Origin of the sequence: Acidihalobacter aeolianus, assembly GCF_001753165.1 — a bacterium.
Lineage (GTDB): Bacteria > Pseudomonadota > Gammaproteobacteria > DSM-5130 > Acidihalobacteraceae > Acidihalobacter > Acidihalobacter aeolianus.
Genome location: NZ_CP017448.1, coordinates 2,228,199 through 2,246,112, shown reverse-complemented (window position 1 = coordinate 2,246,112; position 17,914 = coordinate 2,228,199). Strand labels below are relative to the sequence as shown.

Annotated in this window: 17 protein-coding genes; 12 read left to right on the top strand and 5 right to left on the bottom strand. The window is 64.6% G+C overall.

All coding sequences use genetic code 11. The annotated features are described in order from the left end of the window. Positions 1 to 10: 10 nt before the first annotated feature. The 3 genes from BJI67_RS10335 to BJI67_RS10325 form a co-directional block, all read right to left on the bottom strand. Entirely contained in the window at positions 11 to 766 is a 756-nt protein-coding gene (locus BJI67_RS10335) for an ABC transporter permease (RefSeq protein ID WP_070072955.1), read from the bottom strand. A 43-nt stretch (positions 767 to 809) separates the two neighbouring features. Beyond that, positions 810 to 1,592 (bottom strand): ABC transporter ATP-binding protein, encoded by a 783-nt coding sequence (locus BJI67_RS10330; RefSeq protein WP_197512999.1) that lies wholly within the window; start codon positions 1,590 to 1,592, stop codon positions 810 to 812. Between the two features lie 92 nt (positions 1,593 to 1,684). After that, positions 1,685 to 2,548, bottom strand: coding sequence for a polysaccharide deacetylase family protein (locus BJI67_RS10325; protein ID WP_197512997.1), 864 nt, complete (start codon positions 2,546 to 2,548; stop codon positions 1,685 to 1,687). 88 nt (positions 2,549 to 2,636) lie between these two features. Here BJI67_RS10325 and BJI67_RS10320 point away from each other — a divergent pair, with 88 nt between their 5' ends. Further along, positions 2,637 to 3,152 (top strand): glutathione peroxidase, encoded by a 516-nt coding sequence (locus tag BJI67_RS10320; protein ID WP_269449601.1) that lies wholly within the window; start codon positions 2,637 to 2,639, stop codon positions 3,150 to 3,152. Between the two features lie 185 nt (positions 3,153 to 3,337). Here the strand turns inward: BJI67_RS10320 and BJI67_RS10315 are convergent, their stop codons facing one another. Beyond that, positions 3,338 to 3,907: a DUF4337 domain-containing protein gene (locus BJI67_RS10315; protein WP_070074088.1), complete on the bottom strand. Its 570-nt coding sequence runs from the start codon at positions 3,905 to 3,907 to the stop codon at positions 3,338 to 3,340. 259 nt (positions 3,908 to 4,166) lie between these two features. On the opposite strand from BJI67_RS10315, the gene BJI67_RS10310 reads away from it, so the two are divergent. The 9 genes from BJI67_RS10310 (at position 4,167) to BJI67_RS10275 (ending at position 16,332) form a co-directional block, all read left to right on the top strand. Continuing rightward, positions 4,167 to 4,757 (top strand): ANTAR domain-containing response regulator, encoded by a 591-nt coding sequence (locus BJI67_RS10310; protein WP_070072952.1) that lies wholly within the window; start codon positions 4,167 to 4,169, stop codon positions 4,755 to 4,757. A gap of 394 nt (positions 4,758 to 5,151) precedes the next feature. Further along, the gene (locus BJI67_RS10305) at positions 5,152 to 6,477 is read left to right on the top strand and encodes an MFS transporter (protein WP_070072951.1); all 1,326 of its coding nucleotides are present in this window, start codon (positions 5,152 to 5,154) and stop codon (positions 6,475 to 6,477) included. An 85-nt stretch (positions 6,478 to 6,562) separates the two neighbouring features. Continuing rightward, the gene (locus BJI67_RS17450) at positions 6,563 to 6,718 is read left to right on the top strand and encodes a hypothetical protein (protein WP_156782105.1); all 156 of its coding nucleotides are present in this window, start codon (positions 6,563 to 6,565) and stop codon (positions 6,716 to 6,718) included. Between the two features lie 286 nt (positions 6,719 to 7,004). After that, the gene (locus BJI67_RS10300; protein ID WP_070072950.1) at positions 7,005 to 8,393 is read left to right on the top strand and encodes a CmpA/NrtA family ABC transporter substrate-binding protein; all 1,389 of its coding nucleotides are present in this window, start codon (positions 7,005 to 7,007) and stop codon (positions 8,391 to 8,393) included. 14 nt (positions 8,394 to 8,407) lie between these two features. After that, positions 8,408 to 10,852 (top strand): nitrite reductase large subunit NirB, encoded by a 2,445-nt coding sequence (gene nirB, locus BJI67_RS10295; RefSeq protein WP_070072949.1) that lies wholly within the window; start codon positions 8,408 to 8,410, stop codon positions 10,850 to 10,852. Then, positions 10,852 to 11,184, top strand: coding sequence for a nitrite reductase small subunit NirD (nirD, locus tag BJI67_RS10290; protein ID WP_070072948.1), 333 nt, complete (start codon positions 10,852 to 10,854; stop codon positions 11,182 to 11,184). The genes nirB and nirD overlap by 1 nt, the downstream gene beginning before the upstream one ends. Further along, entirely contained in the window at positions 11,177 to 13,825 is a 2,649-nt protein-coding gene (locus BJI67_RS10285; protein WP_070072947.1) for a nitrate reductase, read from the top strand. The genes nirD and BJI67_RS10285 overlap by 8 nt, the downstream gene beginning before the upstream one ends. A 19-nt stretch (positions 13,826 to 13,844) precedes the next feature. Then, complete coding sequence (cysG, locus tag BJI67_RS10280) at positions 13,845 to 15,305, top strand: siroheme synthase CysG (RefSeq protein WP_083250803.1); 1,461 nt, start codon at positions 13,845 to 13,847, stop codon at positions 15,303 to 15,305. Between the two features lie 175 nt (positions 15,306 to 15,480). Further along, positions 15,481 to 16,332: a uroporphyrinogen-III synthase gene (locus BJI67_RS10275; RefSeq protein WP_070072945.1), complete on the top strand. Its 852-nt coding sequence runs from the start codon at positions 15,481 to 15,483 to the stop codon at positions 16,330 to 16,332. A gap of 62 nt (positions 16,333 to 16,394) precedes the next feature. Here the strand turns inward: BJI67_RS10275 and BJI67_RS10270 are convergent, their stop codons facing one another. Then, on the bottom strand, positions 16,395 to 16,772 hold the full coding sequence (locus BJI67_RS10270) for a DsrE family protein (RefSeq protein WP_070072944.1): 378 nt from the start codon (positions 16,770 to 16,772) through the stop codon (positions 16,395 to 16,397). 363 nt (positions 16,773 to 17,135) lie between these two features. On the opposite strand from BJI67_RS10270, the gene BJI67_RS17445 reads away from it, so the two are divergent. Both BJI67_RS17445 and BJI67_RS10265 read left to right on the top strand, forming a co-directional pair. After that, complete coding sequence (locus BJI67_RS17445; RefSeq protein WP_156782104.1) at positions 17,136 to 17,312, top strand: hypothetical protein; 177 nt, start codon at positions 17,136 to 17,138, stop codon at positions 17,310 to 17,312. A 207-nt stretch (positions 17,313 to 17,519) separates the two neighbouring features. After that, positions 17,520 to 17,885: a group I truncated hemoglobin gene (locus BJI67_RS10265; RefSeq protein WP_070072943.1), complete on the top strand. Its 366-nt coding sequence runs from the start codon at positions 17,520 to 17,522 to the stop codon at positions 17,883 to 17,885. Positions 17,886 to 17,914: the final 29 nt, after the last annotated feature.

Genomic DNA, 17,914 nt, shown 5'->3' with positions numbered 1-17,914 from the left:
GCGGAAATACCTAGTTGGCGGTTTCAGCATGGTAGCGCGCAAGCAGTCCGCTGCGCACGGCGTGGCGGAATACGTGCTGGAAATAACCTGCGGCTGCGATGACGTAGAGGGTGACCAGCCCCAGGCTCCAGGCCAGCGAGGAGGCAGGGAAAGCGGCGCCGGCGGAAAGCGCACGGATGCCGTCGAAGACGTAGGAAGGCGGTAGTAGGTGACCGATGGCCTGCATCCAGCCGGGCAGGGTGTTCAGCGGGTAGAAGACCCCGGCAAAGGGTGAAATGATGGCCGGAATCGGCCAGATCAGCCATTCGGAGGCAGGGCCGAGGCGCAGTACCAGGGCGCTGCAGAAGATCCCGAGCGCAATGCCGAACAGGAACAGGATCGCGAGGAACGGCACGAACAGCAGACCGTAGGTGAAAAACGATAGTCCGAAGAACAGGCTGGCCATGAGCATCATCAGGATCAGACCCATGAGGCTGGTCGCGATGCTGGTGAGGACCAGGCCGGAGATGTATTCGGGAATGCTTAGCGGCGCGGCGAAGACGTTGATCAGGTTGCGCGCCCAGATGTACTCGAAGAAGGCCGAGGTCATGCCGATCATCACGCGGACGAAAAAGTCCCACAGCAGTACGGCGCCGAGCAGACGCGGCACGAAATTCATGCCGCTGCCCGAAATCTGGCTCAGATAACGGGTGAAAAAGCCCCACAGCAGCATGTCCACGCCAACCCAGACGAAGATCGGCAGGATGCGCGCCGGGCTACCGCGCATGATGTAGAACTGACGCAGGGCGACGGCGGCGCACGTTGCAGGCTCATGCGGTTTCGCGCTCGTAGCTCAGGGGTTCGCGCGCGATGTGAATGAACAGATCCTCGAGGGTTTCGCGGCCATGCGTGCGGGGAAGGTCGCGTGGGTTGCCCTCGAGCAGCACGCGACCGCGGGAGATGAAGAGCACGCGGTCGCACACCTCGGCCACCTCGTACATGTTGTGCGAGGTCCACAGCACGCCACAGTGGCGTTGGTCGGCAAACGCGCGCAGCCGGGCGCGAATATCATGCGCACTGGCAGGGTCCAGCGAGGCCGTGGGTTCGTCCAGCAGCAGCAGCTTGGGTTCGTTGAGCATGGCCTTGGCCAGTGCGACCCGGGTCTGCTCGCCGGAGGAGAGAACGCCGCATTTCTGGTTGCGGTAGCGCTGCAGGTCGAATTCCTCGATCAGGGATTCGAGTTTTGCACGCAGATGTTCGACCCCGTAGAGCAGCCCGAAGACCCTCAGATTCTGGTAGACCGTCATGTTGCCGGGTAGCGGTGCGTAGATCGCGGCGAAATTGGTTTGTTCAAGTGCCTGCCGGCGCTCGGCGACCAGATCGGCGCCTTCGATCAGGATGTGGCCGGCACTCGGTTCGAGGATGCCGAGAATCATGTTGATCAGGGTGGTCTTGCCGGCGCCGTTGGGTCCGAGCAGGCCAACGATCTCGTTGTGCCGGACCTCCAGATCGACGCCGTCGACGGCAACCAATTCGCCATACGTCTTGCGCAGGCCGCGCACGGTCAGGGCGGTAGGCGTCAGGGTGCCGGGAGGCATATCGTTGGGACTCAAGGCGGTTTCTCGCAGGCGCTACGTGCTCGGAGATGGCTAGCATATGGCATGCCTGGGTGCGCGGAAACAGCATGTTGCTTGCGGGCAGGGAATTAGCTGCGCAACGCGGCTGTGCCGGATGCCTCGGCGGCATGCTGTATGTGCGGTGGAGGCAGTGCAACCGCGTGCAGTTCCTGCTGTGACAGGTAATCGAGCAGTCTGGGGAGTACCTCAAGCACTGTCGCCGGGCGGCTGTCGAGACCAGCATAATCATGCAGCAGCAGGATGTCGCCGGGGGCAAGTCCCTGCGTCAATGCCGCGTAGATACGCAGCGGATCACGCAGTACGCGATCATAGCCGCGCCGGGTCCAGGCCACATGAGTGAGGTCGGCGCGCCGCAGTACCTCCGCTAGCAGTGGACTGCGAAACCCCATGGGGGCGCGGAAATAGCGGGGTGTCGCGCCAGTGGTTTGGAGTACCTGTTGTGCGGCGAGTACGTCCGCTTGGAGTGCGCGGCTGGAAAAAGCGGCGAAGCCGACGGCATGGCGCTGGCTGTGGTTTTCCACGGTGTGCCCGCGGTGGAGGATTTCGCGGATCAGTTCGGGGTGGCGCGCGGCACGCTCGCCGATGCAGAAGAAGCTCGCACGCGCACCGTAACGGTCGAGGATGTCGAGCACCTGCGGGGTGACCGTGGGGTCAGGTCCGTCATCGAAGGTCAGTGCGACCGCGCCGCTTGCGGCATCGCCTTCGGCAAGGCGCACGAGGTTGGGCCCCAGCAACCGACAACGCGGGCACAGGACCAGGGCGAACAGGCCGGCGAGATTGAACCCTAGCAGCAGCAACCCATCCTGCCAGTGGAGTTCGTGCAGCAGTACGGCACCCCAGGCGCAGACCTGTATCGCAAGGGTGACCCGGTGTGCGGCGACAAGGCGCATGGGAAATCGGTCGGACGGTATGGTCGCAGGCGGTTTGGACATGGTATTGCCGTTTAGTTATAGGTATTTCGCGGATGTTGCCCCCGCGAACGTGCGCTGTCGAGTGCGCGAGCCCTGACCTGATGCGGCAATGCTCGTTTATGATCGCGGGAAAAGTCCGGGTGCGGCGATGCTGTATGAGATTCCATTGACGACCATCGAGGGTCGGGCGACCAGCCTGGAAGCCTATCGCGGGCGGGTGCTGCTGATCGTCAATGTGGCGAGCCGATGTCTGTTCACCCCGCAGTACGCCGGGCTGGAGGCGCTGTATCGTCGGCATGTCGACGCCGGGCTGACAGTGCTTGGTTTTCCCTGCGATCAGTTCGTTCATCAGGAACCAGGGAGCGAGGCGGAGATCGTGAGCTTCTGTGCGACGCGCTATGCGGTGAGTTTTCCGATGTTCGCCAAGACGCAGGTGAACGGACCCGATGCACATACGCTGTTCAAGGTGCTCAAGACGGCGGCCCCGGGGTGGTTCGGTAAGCCGCCCATCCGCTGGAATTTCACCAAGTTCCTGATCGACCGTGAGGGACACGTACACAGCCGACACGCGCCGCAGACCGCGCCACACCGCCTCGAAAATGCGGTGCTCAAGCTGCTTGGCTGAGTCGGAACGCGCGGTGCAATGAGGGTGTCATGCGCGGCGGTCATAATGACCCCGCCGTTGCGCGACTGGCCGCGTAACGGCGGAAATTCGATACTTTCCTCCTAGTCAATCCCGCACATGGATGTGCGGGATTTTTTTTGTCTGCATCCATGGGCGGCCCAGCGGACTCGGCAGGGCATGAATGTTCAGAAGAGGGATAGTCCGGCCAGACCGGCACCGCCCAGTGCTGCGGCACCGGCAAGGTAGAACAACCAGCGCCGACGGGTGAGGGCGGTGATGGACGCCAGCGAGATCGCGATCTGGATTAGGCTGATCGACTGCTCCGACAGATGCAGGGGGCGCATCAGTGCCAGGCTTTTTGCGTCGGCGGCGTGGGATTTGGCATCCAGGGCCTCGGCCTCGGCCTTGATGGCCTCCTTTTGTTTGTTGTATTTGCTGATCTGTTCGCGGTAGAAGGCCTGCTTGTCGCCGCCGACGATGTCGGCAGCCAATTCCATGAGGTGGCCCTTCGTGCTCTTGGCCTCGTAGTAGTTCCACTGGTCCGAGGCCTTGGTCGACTGCAGCACGGCCTCGTTCTTGAGCATCATCGCCTCGTTCTGGGTGGCGCTGACGTGGTAGCTGACGATTGCGCCGAGGGTGGCGAGTATCGCGGTGAAAATCGCGACGTACTGCGCGAGTCCGGGACCCTCGTGATGGGCGCGGTGCTCGACTTCGTGTTCGTGGGCGCCGTGGACGTGAAAGCCTTCGCTGGGCATGGGGGTGCGCTCCTGACGCAGGGGGTGAAGGGCGCGCAAATCATAGGCATTCCTCATGGCGCGCGCGAGTACTTGTCGATGGATGCAGAGAAATCCAACATCGAGGTCTTTTCAATGCCTCTCTAGCCTTTGCCAGGCGGCGTGGCTTGAACCTTGCTTGGTGTTTGGGTAAATGCCGGCGTGACGATGCGCCGATGGACCTCACGTCACACCGGCGTGTCGCGAATGCGAACTGGATTTCCCTTGGAGGGGCTCGGGCATGAATCAACGCGGCCGTTTGCGTGTAATGCTGTTCGACAAGTCAGCCGGACGTGCCGCGATCCTCGAGCAGGCGCTCAAGGATCAGGGCTGCGAGGTCGTCGCGCGCCTGTCCGACGGGGATGACGTGTTCAAGCGCGTGCAGGAGCTGCAGCCCGACGTCGTGTTCGTCGACATGGATATCCCCGACCGCGACACCCTCGAATCCATGCGCCTGATCAACCGCGAACAGCCCCGGCCGGTCATCATGTTCGCTGCGCAGAGCGACGGTGCGACCATCGAGGAGGCGGTGCGCGCCGGCGTCAGCGCCTATGTGGTGGATGGGCTCAATCCCAGTCGCATCCGGCCGATCATGGACGTGGCCATCGCACGTTTTCGCGAATATCAGGCCCTGCGCAACGAACTGGATCTGACCCGCAACAAGCTGGCCGACCGGCGCGACATCGACAAGGCGAAGGGCGTGTTGATGCGCCAGAAGGGGCTCTCGGAAGAGGATGCCTATTCGGCCCTACGCAAGCTCGCCATGGACCGCAACCAAAAGCTGGGCGACGTCGCGAGGATGTTGCTGGCCGCGGCAGAATTGCTCGGTTGACATGCACTGCCAGTGGGCGTGATGCGCACGCCTGCACCAAAGTAGCACGGTCTGCCCGGGATGGTTTTCGTGGGGAATATATTTACCAGATTGTTTTTCATATAGTTTTTGTTTTTTCATGGCCTTGGTACATCTTTTGCTTTAACTCGGCTCAAGCATGGCTTGGCCAACGATGGCCCGGCACAATCGAGAGTCAAAGCTGACCCTCAAACAGGACAACGGCGTCACCCGGACGAAGCTTTATTTCGTCCGGGCGGCGCCGTTTTTTTTTGCGCCGCCATCGACCGCTAACCGGTGTGGGGAAACGGGTCCCCGGAACATCGAGCTGCGGTAGGGCGGGCCGGGTCTTCAGCGCGTGTCAGCGCCGCTGGGATTGGATGTTTTCGGAGGATGCATGAAAACGCACAAGGTTGAACAACTGGTCATCGCGACCGTCGGCTTTTTCTGGTGCTTTCTGATGTGGTTCTCGACGGCTGCCTTCAGCCCGAGTATCGCCAACCACTACAACCTCAGCCTGGCGGCGCTCGGCCTGCTGGCCAGTTCGGCCATCTGGATGGCCCCGATAGGCCGCATCGTCGCCGGCTGGGCGGCAGATCGCTTTGGCGCGCCGCGTACCTTCGCGACGATTCTGGCGGTCTGCGGCCTGGTTTCCATCGCCTCGGCCTATACCACCGACTACGACATCCTGTTCATCGAGCGGGTGATCGTGGCCATCGCGGGCGTGTCCTTCGTGGTCGGTATCCAGCACGTGGCACAGTGGTTCGAGCCGGACGAGATCGGTACTGCCGAGGGGCTGTATGCGGGAACGGGCAACGTCGGTGCCGGCGTCGGGGCGTTGCTGTTGCCGCGCATTTTCGGTCTCGACTACCAGGCGGCCTTCCTCTGGCTGGGCGTGATCGCGCTCGGCATCGCGGCCTGGTATCTGCTTCGCGGCGAAGCCGCCAAGCACGAAAAGGTGCGCGCCACCGCGCGTCAGTCCGCCGATTTTAGGGGCACGGTTTTTGTCTGGACGCGCTATATCGCCATCGCCCTGATGCTGGCCTACGCCATGTCCTTCGGCCTGGAAATCGCGATGAACGCCTGGCTGCCCGGCTACTTCACGCGCGGTTTCCACGAGGCGATCCTCGCCCTCGGCTTCACCAGCATCGCCGGCGTGCAGATTGCGGCGGGCACCTTCGCCGCCGTGCAGTCGTTCACCGCCTCGCTGTTCCGGCCGTTCTCGGGCTTCATGTCCGACCTGTTCCAGCGTCGCGGCTGGACGCCGCTGCCGATGATTGCACGCACCCTGCCTTATGCGCCGCGGCTGCACTGGCTGGCCATCTCGCTGCTGCTGATCACGCTGTCGATGGTGGCATTCACGGTCGCAGGCCTGATGAATTCGCTGCCGCTGTCGGTGATGGTGCTGGTCGCCTTCGGCATCTTCGTGAGCTTTGGCACCGGCGGCACCTTCGCGCTCGTGCCCTTGCTGTTCCCCGATCGCCCGGGCGTCGCGGCGGGCTTCATCGGCGGTGTGTCGACCGCGGGCGGCATCGTCTACCCGCTGGTGTTTGCGCACGTGGGCAACATCCACATGGGCTACCTCTACATCGCCCTGTTCATGTTCATCCCCTTCACGCTGTTCTATTTCTGGGCGGCTCGCTACGAGCACCACCCGGAGGACCACGGCATCGGTGAGAACTGGCTCAAGCCACGCGGTGAAACGGTGGTCGAGAAGGCCTGATTGGAGCATGCCCGTCGCCCAGACGGACGGCGGGCAACACACATTGCAGGCGGCGTAACTGATGCCGCTTTAGGGAGAATCCGACATGCATGGCAACGATACGCAAGTGAAATCGCACGAGCCCTGGTACAAGTACGGCGTGGCCTTCATGTTCTTTGAGATGTTCATCGCCATCGCAGTGAGCGCCTATTCGCTGTACATGGCGTTTCACGGCCTGGGAGGCTTTCCGGGCAAACACTGAAGCACACGCGTCGTCGCGGTGCGCGCTCGCAATGGGCGCACCACTGCGGTGCGTGATGTCGGGCGAGGACGGGCCTTCCGAGTCGTGCAAACACGGGTTGTGCCGTACCCAAGACTGGCATGCGATGTGCTTCATTAGATTCAAGATTTGAGCATACGCCTTCAGGCGCCCAACGGCGGGCCCCCGAAGGTTCAGCGCAGAAACTATCGACAAAGGCGTCGTCGCGTTCGTGTCCAGTGCACGAAACGCTGCGACGCCTTTTTTTGGTCCGAATGGAGTGTTAGGCATGGCTGAAAACACTGCGGGCGGGCGTTCCCGGCTCAAACTCGGGAAACGGCCCGGCAGCGAATTGGAACAACGCGAACTGACGCTGGGCTTCGTGCCGCTGACCGACTGTGCGCCGCTGGTCGTGGCCAGCGAGCTCGGTCTGTTCGCCGACGAACGCCTCGACGTCACGCTTTCGCGCGAGCCTTCGTGGGCGAATATCCGCGACAAGGTCATGATGGGCGCGCTGGACGGTGCGCAGATGCTGGCCGGCATGCCGGTGGCCAGCCAGCTCGGCATCACCGCCGTGCGGCGTCCGTTGGTCGCCGCGCTGAGCCTGGGGCTGGGCGGCAACGCCATCACGCTGTCCCGGCGTCTGTTCGCGCGCATGCAAGAGGTTTCCGGCGACGAGCTGGCGCAGCGTCCCCGTACGGCGGATGCGCTGCGCCAGGTCATCGGTGCGGATCGGGACGTCGGAGCGCCGCCGTTGACCTTCGCGGTGGTGTACCCGGTCTCCAGCCACAACTACGAGCTGCGCTACTGGCTGGCCGCGGCTGGCATCGATCCCGACCGCGACATCCGCATCGTGGTCATTCCGCCGCCGCAAATGGTCGCACGCCTGCGCGCCGGCGAAATCGACGGCTTCTGCGTCGGCGAGCCCTGGAACAGCCTTGCCGTACAGGGCGGGCACGGGCATATCGCGATCACCAGCGACCAGCTCTGGCGGCACAAGCCGGAGAAGGTGCTGGGCGCCACCCAGGAATGGGCCGACCGGCACCCGCACACCTTGCGGGCGCTGGTGCGCGCGATCATGCGCGCCGGCGAGTGGCTGGACGATCCGGCTCATCGCGGCGAAGCGGCGGCGCTGCTCGCAAGACCGGAGTACGTCGGCATCAAACAACCCCTGCTGGATCTGCCGCTGCACGGCGAACTGGTGTTCGACCCGGGCGCAGCGCCGGTGGCGCAGCCGGACTTCAATGTGTTCCATCGCTATGCGGCGATGTTTCCCTGGCGCTCGCACGCGCTCTGGTTCGAGCTGCAGCTCTACCGCTGGGGCCAGGTCGAGGCGGCGCACGATCTGGAAGCCATCGCGGCGGCGGCCTACCGTCCGGAGTACTACCGCGAGGCGGCCGAGGCGCTCGGCTGGGCCTGTCCGCTCATCGACTACAAGCCCGAAGGCCTGCACGCCGGCGAATGGCAGCTCGCGCAAGCGACACCCGAGTCGCTGCTCATGGGCGCGGACGCCTTTTATGACGGCAGCCGCTTCGATCCGCAGGACCCGGTGGGCTATCTGGAGTCCTTCGCCATCGCCCAGCACCGCGTGCTGCTGGATACCCTGAGACATTTGAATCGCCCCCGTTCCTCGCGCGCGGCCCGCATGGTCGACAGCGCTGGGGAAGGCACTTCCTGATTGGGAGAATCGAGATGACTGGCAAGCAGAAACTGGTACTGGTCGGCAACGGCATGGCGGGCGTGCGGACGCTTGAGGAATTGCTCAAGCTCGCCCCGGACATGTACGACATCACCGTGTTCGGCGACGAACCCTACGGCAATTACAACCGCATCATGCTGTCACCGGTCCTGGCCGGCGAGAAGCGCATCGACGACATCATCCTCAACGACGACGCCTGGTATCGCGACCACGGCATCACCCTGCACAAGGGCAAGCGGATCGCGCGCATCGACCGCGTGCGCCGTCGCGTGATAGCCGAGGACGGCACCGAGGCGGCTTACGACCGCCTGATCCTGGCCATCGGCTCCAAGCCGTTCATCATCCCGCTGCCGGGTCACGACAAGCGCGGCGTGGTCGCCTTCCGCGACATCCAGGACGTCGACGCCATGCTCGCGGCCGCACACAGCGGGCGTCACGCGGTGGTGATCGGCGGCGGACTGCTCGGACTGGAGGCGGCCAACGGGTTGCTCAAGCAGGGCATGTCGGTAACCGTGGTGCACATCACCGACATCCTCATGGAGCGTCAGCTCGACGCTGCGGCCGCCGGTCTGCTGGCGCGCGCGCTGGAAAGCCGCGGGCTGCAGTTCCGCCTGGGTGCGCAGTCCACCGAGATCCTCGGCGATGAGCACGTCACCGGGGTGCGCTTCCAGGACGGCGGCGAGCTCGAGGCCGACCTCGTGGTGATGGCCGTCGGCATCCGGCCCAATGTCGCGCTGGCCCAGGAGGCCGGGCTCTACTGCGAGCGCGGCATCCTGGTCAACGACACGCTGCAGACCTTCGATCCCAGCATCTACGCGGTCGGCGAGTGCGTGCAGCATCGCGGCAGCGTATACGGCCTGGTCGCTCCCCTGTTCGAGCAGGCCAAGGTCTGCGCCAACCATCTGGCCGAATACGGCATCGCCCAGTACCGCGGCTCGATGACCTCGACCAAGCTCAAGGTGACCGGCATCGACCTGTTCTCCGCCGGTCGCTTCAACGGCGACGAGGACTGCGAGGAAATGGTGTTCCAGGATGCCGCACGCGGCATCTATCGCAAGCTGGTGCTCAAGGACAACCGCATCGAGGGCGCGGTGATGTACGGCGACACCCTCGACGGGCCGTGGTACTTCCAGCTGATGCGCGACGGCGCCGACGTTTCGGATATCCGCGAGAACCTGCTGTTCGGCCAGGCACACATCGGCGACACCGGCCATGGCGACGAGGAGTCGCGCATCGCCAGTCTGCCGGACAATGCCGAGATCTGCGGCTGCAACGGCGTGTGCAAGGGCGAGATCGTGCAGGCGATCACCAGCAAGAAGCTGTTCACGCTGGAGGATGTGCGCCTGCACACCAAGGCGAGCAATTCCTGCGGTTCCTGCACCGGCCTAGTGGAGAACATCCTCGCCGCCACCGTCGGCGGCGACTACTCCACCGCGCCCTCGCGCAAGCCCCTGTGCGGCTGCACCGAGCACACCCACGACGAGGTGCGCGAGGCGATCCGCAAGCAGGGTCTCAAGGACATGCCGGCGGTGTTCGTCGCGATGCAGTGGAACAACGACAGCGGCTGCCATGTTTGCCGCCCCGCGCTCAACTACTACTTGCTGTGCGCCTGGCCGGGCGAGTACGTGGACGACTACCAGTCGCGCTACATCAACGAGCGCGCCCACGCCAACATTCAGAAGGACGGCACCTATTCGGTGGTGCCGCGCATCTGGGGCGGGGTGACCACGCCCGCGGAGCTGCGCGCCATCGCCGAGGTGGCCGAGAAGTATCAGGTACCCACGGTCAAGTTCACCGGTGGCCAGCGGCTCGACCTGCTGGGGGTGAAGAAGGAGGACCTGCCGGCCATGTGGGGCGATCTCACGCGTGCCGGCTTCGTCTCCGGGCACGCCTATGCCAAGGCCCTGCGCACTGTGAAGACCTGCGTCGGTTCGGAGTGGTGCCGCTTCGGCACGCAGGACTCGACCGGCCTCGGCATCGATCTGGAGAAGCTGACCTGGGGTTCGTGGATGCCGCACAAATTCAAGATTGGGGTTTCCGGCTGCCCGCGCAACTGCGCCGAATCCAACGTCAAGGACCTCGGCGTGGTGTGCGTGGATTCCGGCTACGAACTGCACGTCGGCGGCAACGGCGGCACCAAGGTGCGTTCGACCGATTTCCTGTGCAAGGTGCGCACGCCCGAGGAGGTGCTCGAATACACCGCGGCCTTCATCCAGTTCTACCGCGAGGATGCGCGTTATCTGGAGCGTACCGCCCCCTGGCTGGAGCGGGTCGGCGTGTCCTACGTCAAGCGCGTGGTGGTGGAGGATGCCGTGGTACGCGCCGGGCTCTACGAACGGTTCATGTATTCACAGCGGTTCGCGCAGATCGATCCCTGGCAGGAGCGTGCGGAAGGTCGCGACCGACACGAGTTCGTCCCGCTCAAGGAGGTGGTGTGATGGCCTGGATCGAGATCGGACGGCTGGAGGATATCCCGCGCCTCGGCGCACGCATCGTGCGCGCGGCCGAGGGCGATATCGCCGTGTTCCGCAACGCCGAGGATGCGGTGTTCGCCCTGCGCGACCGCTGCCCGCATAAGGGCGGGCCGCTGTCGCAGGGTATCGTGCACGGCAGACGTGTGACATGCCCCTTGCACAACTGGCAGATCGCCCTCGACAGCGGCGAGGCGGCGGCGCCCGACGTGGGCGCCACGGCGTGTTTCGCCACGCGCGTCGAGGAAGGGACGATCTGGCTTGAGCTGGCTGACGCGCAGGTCGCGAGCCATGGCTGAGACGTCCACCGTCTGCCCCTATTGCGGCGTCGGTTGCGGCCTGCGCGTCGAGCCGGGCGATGGGCGGGCTGCAGTGACGCCGGATGTCGCGCATCCGGCCAACCGCGGACGGGTCTGTTCCAAGGGCGCGGCACTGGGCGAAACCCTGGGCGAGGCCGACCGCCTGCTGCGCCCGGAAATCGGCGGGACCCCGGTGAGCTGGGAGGCCGCTCTCGGCGAGGTGGCCGGGCGCCTGCGCAGCGTGATCGAGACCCACGGACCGCAGGCCGTGGCCTTCTACGTCTCCGGCCAGCTGCTGACCGAGGACTATTACGTCGCCAACAAGCTGATGAAGGGCTTCATCGGGGCGGCCAACATCGATACCAACTCGCGGCTGTGCATGTCCTCGGCGGTGGCCGCCTACAAGCGGACGCTGGGCGAGGACGCGGTGCCCTGCAGCTACGAGGATCTGGAGCAGGCCGATCTGCTGGTGTTCGTCGGTTCGAACGCCGCGTGGACCCATCCGGTGCTGTATCAGCGCGTGGCGGCGGAGAAGCGCCGTCGGCCGGAGCTGCGCGTGGTGGTCGTCGACCCGCGCCGCACGCCGACGTGCGACATCGCCGACCTGCACCTCGCACTGCGCCCGGGCAGCGACGCCTGGCTGTTCGACGGGCTGCTGAGCTTCCTGGCCAGGGAGGACGGTCTGAACCGGGCGTTCCTGGATGCGCATACGCAGGGGCTGGACGACGCGCTTGCCGCGGCGCGCGCCGCAGCGCCCTCGATCCCTGCCGTGGCCGCCGCCTGCGAGCTGCCGGCGGCGCAGGTTGCGGAATTCTTTCGCCTGTTCCTGCACACCGAGAAAACCGTGACCCTGTGGTCGCAGGGACTCAACCAGTCCAGCAGCGGCGTGGACAAGGGGGTGGCGCTGATCAACTGCCATCTGGCCACAGGACGCATCGGCCGCCCGGGCATGGGGCCGTTTTCTCTGACCGGTCAGCCCAATGCAATGGGCGGACGCGAGGTCGGGGGGTTGGCCAATCAGCTCGCCGCGCACATGGACATCGAGGATGCGGACGCTCGCGACCGCCTGGCGCGCTTCTGGGGCGTGCCGGCGGTCGCGGCGACGCCAGGCTTCAAGGCCGTCGATCTGTTCGAAGCGGTGGCGGACGGACGGATCAAGGCAGTGTGGATCATGGCCACCAATCCGGTGGTGAGCCTGCCCGACGGCGAACGCGTGCGGGCTGCTCTTGCCGCCTGCGAACACGTGATCGTTTCCGATTGCGTGCGCGGCAGCGATACCGTGGCCTGCGCCGACGTGCTGCTGCCCGCGGCAACCTGGGGCGAGAAGGACGGCACGGTGACCAATTCCGAACGTCGCATCTCGCGCATGCGTGCGTTCCTGCCGCCACCCGGCGAGGCCCGGCCCGACTGGTGGATCGTGACCGAGGTCGCGCGCCGGCTGGGGCATGGCGATGCCTTCACCTTTCGCTCGCCGGCCGACATCTTTCGCGAACACGCGGCCTTATCCGGGTTCGAAAACGGCGGCGCACGCCTATTCGACATCGGCGCACTGGCGGATCTGGACGATGCGGCCTACGACGCCCTGGCGCCCGTGCAGTGGCCGGTAACGCCGGCAACGCCTTCAGGTACGACGCGCCTGTTCGCGGATGGATGTTTCGCGACCGCCGACGGGCGTGCGCTTCTGCTGCCGGTCGCCCCGCGGCCGCCCGCGGTACCCGCCGGAGACGAATACCCCCTGGTGCTGAATACCGGCCGCATCCGCGATCAGTGGCACACCATGACGCGCACCGCGCGGACCCCGCGGCTGACCACGCACATGCCCGAACCCTTCGTGCAGATCCATCCCCTGGACGCGGATCTCTGGCATCTCGCCGAGGGCGGGCTGGCGCGGCTGAGCAGTCCGCATGGCGGCATGCTGGCGCGGGTGAAGCTGGATGCCGCGCAACGGCCGGGTTCGGTGTTCGTGCCCATGCACTGGAGCGAGACCTATGCGCGCGATGCGCGTGCCAACGTGCTGACCGCAGCGGTCACCGACCCGGTTTCGGGACAGCCGGAATTCAAGCACGCCCCGGTCCGCGTGGAGCCGTTCCGGCCGGACTGGACGGGTTTCCTGCTCAGCCGGTCGCCGCTGGAAATCGCACTGGGAGACTACCGGGTGCATATCCCCAGCCGGGGTTTTCATCGTTACGAACTGGCCGGCGAAGAGGAACCGGAGGACTGGGGGCGGTGGGTTCAGGCGCATCTGCTCGGCCCCGGCGAATGGATGGAGTACGCGGACCCCGCGGCCGGGCGCTATCGCTGTGCCCGACTGCGCGACGGACGTCTGGAACTCGTGTTCTTCGTGGCCCCAGGCAATCTTCCTGAGCGCAGCTGGCTAGGGCAGATGTTTGCGGAGGACTATCTCGACGACGTCGCGCGCATGAGCCTGCTCGCCGGCCGGCCGTCGACGGGCATGCAGGTGGCCGGGCGGCCGGTCTGTTCCTGCTTCGGCGTCGGTTTCAATACGCTCGTCGAGGCCATCGACGAGCAAGGACTCACCAGCGTGGAGGCGATCGGAGAGGCCCTGCGCGCGGGTACCAATTGCGGTTCGTGCATCCCCGAACTACGCGAGATTCTGGCTCAGGCGCAGCACAGCGCCTGAGTCGAGACGGAGGAAAAGCATGCGACATTTGCCGATTTTCATGGACGTGAAGGGGCGCGACTGCCTGGTGGTGGGCGGTGGCCCGGTGGCGGTGCGCAAGGCCTGCCTGCTGCTGGAAGCGGGTGCCCGGGTGACCCTGGTCGCCCCGGAGGCCAGCGACGAATTGCGCGCCCTGCACGTGGCCGAGCGGGTCTCCTGGCTGCCCGAGCGATTTGCCGCGCGACACCTGGCCGGGCGCATGCTGGTGATCGCCGCCACCGACGATGTCGGCGTGAACCGCCGCGTCTATGCCGCGGCGCGGACACGCAATCTGCCGGTCAACGTGGCCGATCAACCGGCCCTGTGCAGCTTCGTGCTGCCGGCCGTCGTCGACCGCGATCCGGTCACCATTGCCGTGTCTACCGGCGGCAACGCGCCGGTGCTTGCGCGCCACCTGAAAAGCCGGCTGGAGACCCTGGTGCCGCATACCTGGGGGCGCCTCGCGACGTTGCTCGGCGCATGGCGCGGCGAGGTCAAGCGCCGACTGAATTCGCCGCTCTCGCGCCGACGGTTCTGGGAGGATGTGCTCGAGGGCGCGCCGGCAACGCGTGCGCTGAGCGGCGATATTTCGGGCGCGGCGGCAGGGCTTGCCGCGGCGCTCGATGCCGCCGAGGCGGGTAGTGCGATCCAGGGCGGGGAGGTCTGGCTGGTCGGCGCAGGGCCGGGCGACCCGGAATTGCTGACCCTCAAGGCCCTGCGCCTCCTGCAGCGGGCCGACGTGATCGTCTACGACCGACTGGTAGGCCCCGGAATCCTGGCCCTGGCGCGCCGCGAGGCGGAGCGGGTTTTCGTCGGCAAGCGCGCGCGGGACCACGCCATGCCGCAGGAGGAGATCAGCCAGCTTCTGGTGCGTCTGGCCGGCGAGGGCAAGCGCGTGCTGCGGCTCAAGGGTGGGGATCCCTTCATTTTCGGGCGCGGCGGCGAGGAAATCGAACGGCTGGCTGCGGCGGGTATTCCGTTTCAGGTCGTCCCCGGGATCACCGCGGCGAGCGGCTGCGCCGCGTACGCCGGCATCCCGCTGACCCATCGCGACTGCGCGACCAGCGTACGTTTCGTCACCGGCCACACGCGCGACGACCGGCTGAGCCTGGACTGGGCCGGGCTCGCCGCGCCGGGGCAGACGCTGGTGTTCTACATGGGGCTCGCGAACCTGCCCGAGATCTGTCAGCGGTTGATTGCCAATGGTCTTTCCGCAGACACGCCGGCCGCGCTGGTGGAACAGGGGACCACGCCTGGGCAACGCGTGCACGCAGGTTTTCTGGGAACTTTGCCGGCGCGGTGCGCGGAAGCGGGCTCGCCCAGCCTGCTGATCGTGGGTGAGGTCGTTTCGCTGCGTGCACGCCTGGAGTGGTATCAGGGCGCTGTGCCCGGCAATGCCATGTTCGATGCGCCGCCCTGCAGCGCCGATGTCGTTGCAACGCCGCGTAGCGAGGTGGCCTGAGTAAGTGGCGTATCAATCACGGAGACTAGCGGTGATATGCCGTATTGGTGTTTCACTATGCAACGAATTTCGAGACCGTTGTGTCTATGTTCCAGACACGGTCTGGAGGGAACGTGCGCATCGGTGTGACTGATTGCCGCCGATCCTTCCTGCAAACACGACGAGGTATCTGTAGATGACGGAATCGGTTTCCTTCGGTGGTTTCGACGGCCGTTGCGTTGCGTTGCCCGAAGCCCGCCAGCTCGATGTGCTGGCGGGGTTGCTGGAACGGCGCGGGGCGGAGGTGATCCGCTGTCCATTGGTGTCTATCCTCGATACACCGGATCAGACTTCTGTGTGTAACTGGCTGAAGCATTTCATCGAGGACGATGAGGTCAGTGACATCATCCTGTTGACCGGAGAGGGCGTGTCGCGCCTGCTGGGCGCGGCGGAACGCCATTACCTTAGGCCGGCCTTCGAGGGCAAGCTGGCCGCGGTCCGCAAGATTGCGCGCGGACCCAAGCCGGGACGTGCCCTGCGCGAGATCGGCCTTTCCAGCGATGTGGTTAGTCCGGTGCCGACTACGCAGGGTGTGATCGATCTGCTGCCCACGCTGGAGTTCACGACGCGTCGAGTCGCGGTGCAGCTTTACGGCAGCGAGCCGAATCTGCCCTTGCAGCAGACGCTGCGCACGCACGGTCTCGAGCCGATGCCAGTGGCGCCCTACATCTATGCCAGCGAGATGGATGACGCTCGCGTGATCGATCTGATCGATACCCTGGCCGTGGGTAAGGTGGATGCCATTGCCTTCACCAGTCAGCCTCAGGTCAGTCGTTTGCTTGGCGTGGCTCAGCAGCACGGACGGGAACCTGCGCTGAGACAGGCGTTGTCGGGCATGCTGATCGCCGCAGTGGGGCCGGTGGTGGCAGACCTGCTGGGTAATCGCGGTGTGCATGTCGATGTGGTGCCCGAGGACCGATATTTCATGCGCCCACTGGTAGACGCGATGGCGGCTCGTTTCGCAGCACGGAGTGTGGCGGGCGGTTGAATCCCGACGCCCGGTCGGCAGACTATCGCAGCTCGCACGACCGGGTTCGGAGCAACCTGCTGTTACCAGGTCAGTACGCGGCCCGCTTGGCCCAGGGCGGGAAGGGCCTGGCTGGGCGTCATCAGCGGTAGGCTCTTGGCCAGATCTTCCACTGTCATGCCATTCAGATCAAGCGATTGCGCACAACCGATCACACGCACGCCGTTGTCTTCGGCAAGCTTCATGAAATCCGCAATGCTGTTACCGCCCTCGAGCGGGTGAATCGACTCAGCGACCCCTTTCTTCAGCAATTCGGTGGCGGGGCCGGTGAAATACATGATGACGTTCTGCTCCATCGCGGCCGCGGTGGAAGCCAGGAAAAAGGCCGAGGGCAGTCGTTTGGGGTTTTCCGGGCCGGTGATCATGATGATCACCAGATCCGCTGCTTCTGATTCAGCCATGTCGTGCCTCCTGTGGGTTGTCGGATAGGTGGAGATGTCGCCGCGAGGATGTATTGGTACTGAACGTGCTGAACGTGCTGTTAATGTTAACGTGCCTGAAATCGCTGGTGAGGCGCGCTGTGCTTCACTAGGGCCTCGGGCGGCGGATGACGTTTAAGCATCCACGAATATAGGCAAATGCATGTCGTATTTGTTCCCCCGGAATTTCATGTCCATGAAACTTATCCGCGCATAGAGAGTCCATATTGTTCGTCCGGGAGACCGGACATAACTTTTCGAGGCCGCCAAGACGGCCGGGCCCGGCATGCATGTTCATGTGACGGCTCCGGGTCTTAACCCATCAAGCTCTAAGGAGAGATTTCGATGCCACTCGTGAGTACGGTACTCGTTCTGCTACTGATCATCGGCCTTGCCATTGCGACGGGCGTGCTTGCCACGACCGGTTTGACCACCGGTGCAGTCGGTACCGGCATGCTGACCTTGATCCTCGGCTTTTTAACCTGGCTCGGTTTCGTCGGCGTGCGCCGCGGGGACAGCTGACCTGCAACGATTCCACGCCGCCGGTGCCGCCGGCGGCGTGACTGAGCGGCGGGTGTGAGTTTGGTACACCAACGCCCCCTCTAGCCTCATTATCCCAGCCTGTTTTCAGATCAGAGCTATGGGTAAAAGAAGGTGTTGCTTGCCTGGAATTAAACATGTATCTTCGATGCATCTTTTTGGTAAACAACCCTTGAGGAGCATACGAGCATGAGCAGCCTTTACGAACAGCTGGGCGGAGACAAGGCAGTGGATGCGGCAGTGGACATCTTCTACCGAAAGGTATTGGCGGATGATCGGGTCAACGGGTTCTTCGACGACACGGACATGGAGAGGCAGGCAGCAAAGCAAAAGGCCTTTTTGACCATGGCCTTCGGCGGACCTCACAACTATACCGGCCATGATATGCGCGAAGGCCACAAACGCCTGGTGGAGCGTGGGCTCAACGATACCCACGTAGACGTGATCATCGAACTGCTGGGTGAGTCGCTGCGCGAATTGAATGTACCGGAAGATCTGATCGCCCAAGTCGCGGCGACCGCCGAGTCCGTACGCAACGACGTGCTTAATCGCTGAGGTTGATCGATCCTTTAGACGAGAAGGCA